Source organism: Shewanella waksmanii ATCC BAA-643 (assembly GCF_000518805.1).
In the GTDB taxonomy this organism is placed as follows: domain Bacteria; phylum Pseudomonadota; class Gammaproteobacteria; order Enterobacterales; family Shewanellaceae; genus Shewanella; species Shewanella waksmanii.
Genome location: NZ_JAEH01000084.1, coordinates 1 through 4,445, shown reverse-complemented (window position 1 = coordinate 4,445; position 4,445 = coordinate 1). Strand labels below are relative to the sequence as shown.

The 4,445-nt window shown below is 44.3% G+C and carries 2 protein-coding genes and 1 pseudogene; 1 reads left to right on the top strand and 2 read right to left on the bottom strand.

Translation table 11 applies throughout. From position 1 onward, the window contains the following. Positions 1 to 121: 121 nt before the first annotated feature. Positions 122 to 1,884: pseudogene (locus tag L865_RS24250) on the bottom strand (M1 family metallopeptidase). Between the two features lie 154 nt (positions 1,885 to 2,038). On the opposite strand from L865_RS24250, the gene L865_RS0119930 reads away from it, so the two are divergent. After that, the gene (locus L865_RS0119930; RefSeq protein WP_037471698.1) at positions 2,039 to 2,917 is read left to right on the top strand and encodes a collagenase; all 879 of its coding nucleotides are present in this window, start codon (positions 2,039 to 2,041) and stop codon (positions 2,915 to 2,917) included. A gap of 1,207 nt (positions 2,918 to 4,124) precedes the next feature. Here L865_RS0119930 and L865_RS0119925 read toward each other — a convergent pair. Continuing rightward, positions 4,125 to 4,445, bottom strand: a 321-nt coding sequence (locus tag L865_RS0119925) for an IS3 family transposase (protein ID WP_028774838.1), incomplete at its 5' end; no start/stop codon positions are given.

The following is a 4,445-nucleotide window of genomic DNA, read 5'->3' as shown; positions in this document are numbered from 1 at the left end:
CTCAGTGAGACCACGCTAGCGCACTGGCCACTGAGAATTGAATACTGTTTGAAGATAAAAGAGTATGTTATGGCGACCACTGGGTCGCCATTTTTTTATCTATTAGACTGAGTAATACCAATCAGCCAGCCAATAAATTATCGAGTTGAACCACAATAGAAGGATGATACCCCCCGCGGGCTTGCTGGTATATCGCCTTAACTTCGCTGTGATAACCATTAATCATCAACTCAGAATAAAGCGGCTTAACAAACTTACCTCTGCCAATGCGCACTAAAAACTGCCCAAGCAACGGCAATACCGGATCGTAATGATTGCGTATCGCGACCCTAAACCAGTCGCAAGCAATTTCCGCATTGGTTGAATGGGTAAAATCAAACTGTTCATCCAACTGCATTAACTGCTCTTGACTAAGCTGTTCTGGCAGTGCATTGAGAAAATACTGCCAATGATGCACAGTCCAGGTTTGAGTGCTATCACTTGCCAACTCACCAAATTGTAAAAACTTGCTCAGAGCGGCATCCACTTTATCTAAGCTGGTTGACGTAGGTGGTTGAAAGCTGGCTGGCATGCCTTGTTCATATACCCACGCCAGTAACTGCGCTTCAGACAGTTTATCGGCATGTTCAACCAATAAAGTCTGCCTAGCATAATCGAAAAACACTTCTGTGGTGATGGCTTTAAAAGCAAAATGCTGCACATAGTCATACAAAAACTTATCAAAGTCGCTGCGGCCTAGACGTCGTTCAAGCTCATGAACAAACATCGATGCTTTGTCATAGGTAAATCGATTAAAGGCCAAATTGGGATCTTGCTGCTGCACATTAGCCGGCAAAGTTTGCGCCTCAAGTGGTAAGCTTGCCAGCTCTTGCTGTAAGCGGCCATATTCTAATACCACTTCTAGCTCTGCTTGCTCTTTACCATAAACCGCTTCAACAATTCGGTTGGTAAAATAGGTGGTAAAACCTTCATTAAGCCACAAATCCCGCCAAGTCGCATTGCTGACTAAATTACCAGTCCAAGAGTGGGCAAGCTCGTGTGCGACCGTTGACACTAAACTCTTATCCCCGGCAATTAATGTTGGAGTGATAAAGGCAAGCCGAGGGTTTTCCATGCCGCCAAAAGGAAAGCTGGGGGGCAGCACTATCATGTCGTAGCGCCCCCATGGATAAGGGCCTAACAAAGACTCTGCCGTCACCACCATATCTTCGGTGTCTTCAAACTCAGCAAGTGCGGCACTAAGCACTTCAGGTTCGGCATACACACCGGTGCGAGCGCCAATTTCACCAAAATGCAGATCGCCCACCGCAATGGCCAGCAAATGGGTCGGCATCGGCTTTTCCATGGTGAAATCAAAACTGCCGCTGAGCGGGGTTAACGGATCATTCATCGCACTCATTACAGCGCGCATACCCTTTAGGTGATACGGGCCTTAGGTGTATCTTGCAGTGGTATCCAGCTGCGGGCATTAATAGGTTGCGACTGACTAAACAAAAAGGGCAGTGTTTTACCACTAGTTTGCTGGGGCGTTAACCATTGCAATCCTTGGGCGCTCGGATCGGTACGATACTTAATTGTGACCGACTCAGTCATATCCGCTAGCGCTACTGTAATGCTCTCGCCTAAAATCGCATCATTGGTACCTACGCTAAATTCCAATGCCCTGCCCTGAGCATCAACCACAGCATCAATATGCAGATCGCGACCATCCAGCACTAAGGTTCTGCAATCAATATCATGAAAATTGAGGCTTAAACGCACTTCGCCCGTTAACTGCTGTTGCTGGAAATCTACTGCTAATGATAGTGATAAATGCGTAACAGATACCGCGTCGACATTCGCAAATGAATGGTAATCCCTATTGTTATCCCACTGCTTTAACACAATTTCCCCTTGTCATTGCCAACTAAGCCCGCTTCAGTCTACCCCGAGGGGCCCCTATTGTCATGAACCGATACGCAAGCTAATTGACTTCAATTGATGAAAATGAAACACTTAATTAAATATTGTATACAATAATAACAATGAGAGGAACTTCATGGTGAAATTCGCCCCTATTATCTTGCTCACCCTGCCAACACTTGGTGGCAACGCACACGCAGAAGCAACCGCGCCACTAACCGAGGTGTTAACTCAGGTACATCAGTGCAGCGATACCATTATTATTCGCTCTCAAGCCCTGTCTGCAGAGCAAACCCAGCAAGCTTGCCAACTACTACAAAAACAAGAAGCCAACTTCCACAACCTATTTAATACATTAGATAAACCCGTACGTGACGACAACAATGTCAGCATGCGCGCTAATGTTTACGCTTCACGTGATGACTACGTGCAATATGTCACTGCGCATTTCGACGTCCCAAGTGATAATGGCGGCATGTTCTTAGAGGGTTTACCGCATATCAAAGGCAACCAAGCTGAGTTTGTGGCTTATCAGAAAAAAGGCCAAATTTGGAACCTGGCCCATGAGTACGTGCACTACCTTGATGGGCGCTTTAACCTGTGGGGCGATTTCTGTGCTTCACTGCATGATTCACACAGTGCGCCAGAATACTGCCCGCAGCCTGCGCCGCTGCTGCCCCATTTAGTGTGGTGGAGTGAAGGCATCGCCGAATACATCAGCCAAGGCGACAACAACCCCAAAGCCATTGAGATCGCTCAAAGCCAAAACTTTGCCTTAAGTGAGCTGTTTAATACCAGTTATGAAACCAATGGCGGTGGCGATCGTGTCTATCGCTGGGGCTACTTGGCAGTGCGATATATGATGGAGCAACAGCGCGATAAAGTAGAAACCATGCTCGGCTTCACCCGCAATGGTGACTATGCCCGCTACCAAGCGTTAGTTAAGCAATGGGGCACCAGCATGGACGACGATTTCCAAGCGTGGTTAAAAACGCTAAAACCCTTGAGTAAATAGCCAACCATTTAGACTATTACCCTTAATATTGCAGATTTAGCAGCTTTTATCGCCTAACTGAAAAATAATGTGACTTTTTTCACTTTTATTTTGAACTATTGCTGCTAATTCAACTCTTACTATATGAACAGAATTTGTATCGATTGATTTTTTTAAATGGGTCGACTTAAGTTTTCATTGTTCATCATCATTCCCTTTAGACAGTGTCTAGCGCCATTGTCACCGGATTCCGAATTGGAACCTTAGCGACCTTATTTTGGTCGCTTTTTTTTGTCTTGATTTTGGTGAATCAAGATGTGGATTGCTTGTCAATGGTGTGTGCCATTTGCCACATTGGCTGGTAGTGGGTTTTCGCCTCCAGCGGGGTTTGTGCCGATATCTTATCGAGTCGCTGTAAAGCCCTCCCTGGCCGCTTTGCGGTTTCATCCCTGAAACCGAAACTCGCTGCGATATCTACACTAATTTAAGTGTCTCTTCGATTTGCCTTCAGTGCTCAACTTAAAATTACTATGTTCAATGTATTAATCATCGGTATGTACTCTCTTCTCTACAGCCAGCGGTTGACAGCACCATTTACCACAATGGATCGTAGTGGGTTTTCGCCTCCAGCGGGGTTTGTGCAGATACTTTTTCGGTTCAGCAGCTTACTTTAAAGATAATCCACTAGTGAATGCTCCACCACAGCATCTGATGCTGTAAAAGGCCGAAGCTGTATCTGCACTAGCTTAATTGCCTCTTCGGTTTAGTCTAAATGAATACGGTATGAAATAAGTTGTAATTGTTAAAGCGAGAACAAAAAATCAAACAAAAATTGACCTAGATTATTGAAAAATGTAAATAAAATAGAATAAAGTATAGCCAGTTAGGGACGAACCTGGGCTAGCTAACATTCAACGACCAAGCACGCCACTTACGGATGAGAAAGCTATTCAACAAATTTCAGCTCGCTTGACTAACACGCTTACACTAAAGCTATTGTTCACAGAAAAGAGCAGCATGCGAATTAATAAAGTCCCAATGTTCCAGTTTCATAGCTGGGCTTCAGCGGAATAAGCTACATAAATGATTGAGGTAGTTTCACCTTGCGACCCGCGAACAAGATACTAACGACCAATCAATGTCATAAAAACTAGGTTAATTGTTGAGTATAGGTTTTAAAATTAAAGGAATATGAAATGAAATCATGCATTGGTAAGCCCCTAGTTATCTAGACACTTTCTAGTTTCTCAAAATACTGCTTTTCGAACTTCATTGGTGACAGTCCGTTATTACTACCATGATGGCGCACTGGATTATAGAAATATTCGATATAGTTAAATATTTCTGAGCGTGCTTCATCTCTGGTTTTGTAGACTTTTCGCTTAACTCTATCCTTCTTTAGGAGTGAGAAAAAACTCTCTGCAACAGCGTTATCATGGCAGTTCCCTCTGCGGCTCATACTTGCTTCAAGGTTGTGTTCTTTAAGAAAACTACGCCAATCTGAACAGGTATATTGCACACCTTGATCGGAATGTATTAGCACTTTTTC